The organism is Streptomyces sp. NPDC086549 (genome assembly GCF_044746205.1).
In the GTDB taxonomy this organism is placed as follows: Bacteria; Actinomycetota; Actinomycetes; order Streptomycetales; family Streptomycetaceae; genus Streptomyces.
In genome coordinates, this window is record NZ_JBIVBS010000069.1 from 1 (window position 1) to 1,337 (window position 1,337).

Sequence of the window (1,337 nt, forward strand, 5' to 3'; positions counted from 1 at the left end):
TAGGCCGTGTTTTAGAACGTGCCGGTCTGCCGCGCGGGCCGTCCGGGGAAGTCTCGGCCAGCCAGCCAGATGATGAGGTTATTGGCGATTCCGCCGATGTCCGTCTCGGTGGTGACCTCGTGTTCACGTCGTGTGCTGTCACGCAGGACGATTTCGTAACCGCCTTCGTCCAGGACGGCCACAGAGGCGAACCAGGCGGGATCGTCCTCGTCGGGCTGGATGACAGCGAACGTGTTGTCGGAGTCGTTGAGTTCGCCGATCAGGTCGAACAGGGCATCTTCGGACGGGTCGTCGACGTGGTCGCCGCTCTCGCTGTCGACGCAGTAGTACCGGGCGGCCACTGGACGTCTCCCCACCGTGTGCTGTCGATTCCGTCGTCAGCATGGCACGACTCCGTGAGCAGTCGGCGGTCACAGCCACTGGTGGATCGCGGCGATCTGAACCGTCGCTTCGAATCGGACGGCGAGCTTGTCATACCGGGTGGCCACGGCCCTGTGCTGTTTAAGGCGGCTGATTCCGCATTCGACGGCATGCCGTGCCTTGTAGTCCTGCCGGTCGAAGGCGGGCGGACGGCCTCCGGCGCTGCCGCGGCGCTTGCGGTTGCGGATCTGGTCGGCCGGCTCAGGGATCGTGCATCGGATCCCGCGTCGTCGCAGGTAGGCGCGGTTGGCGCGCGAGGAGTAGGCCTTATCGCCCCGCACCCGCAACGGACGCACCCGGGGGCGCCCGCCACCGGTGCGGGGTACCCGAATTGCTTCGAGGACCGGCTCGAACTGCGGGCTGTCACCTCGCTGACCAGCGGTGACCAGCAGCGACAACGGCTTCTGTCCCTGCTCACAGGCCAGGTGGATCTTCGTGGTGAACCCGCCCCGCGACCGACCCAGCCCGTGATCGTCCGGCTCTGTCCGCACCCCGCCCGGCGGTTCCTTCTGTCCAGCCCCGTCCCGGCGGGCACCGGCAGCATGCTGATGGGCACGACAGATCGTGGAGTCGACGTTCACCTCCCACGTGATCAGGCCGGCCGCATCGGCCCGCCCCTGCAACGCGGTCAGAATCCGGGCCCACACACCCTCGCGCTGCCAACGTCTGAACAGCCCGTAGACGGTCTGCCAGGGTCCGTACTCAGCTGGCAGATCCCGCCATGGCGCACCGGTCCGCACCCGCCACCGCACGCCATCGATCAACCCCCTTCGGTTCCGCGCCGGACGCCCCACCCCCACCACCGGCAACAACGGTTCCAGCACCGCCCACTGCTCATCCGAAAGATCCCCACGCCCCACACCAAGATCATCACGGCACGAGGCGCGGTCCGGAGCTCAGTTCCAAAACACGGCCTA

General features: G+C 67.2%; 2 protein-coding genes. Both read right to left on the minus strand.

Features of this window, described 5'->3' with window-relative positions; translation table 11 throughout:
- Nucleotides 1-11: 11 nt before the first annotated feature.
- A complete protein-coding gene (locus tag ACIPSA_RS51405) occupies nt 12-341 on the minus strand; it encodes a hypothetical protein (RefSeq protein WP_402649259.1) in 330 nt (109 codons plus the stop codon).
- A gap of 69 nt (nt 342-410) precedes the next feature.
- Entirely contained in the window at nt 411-1,280 is an 870-nt protein-coding gene (locus tag ACIPSA_RS51410; RefSeq protein WP_402649261.1) for an IS5 family transposase, read from the minus strand.
- Between the last annotated feature and the right edge of the window lie 57 nt (nt 1,281-1,337).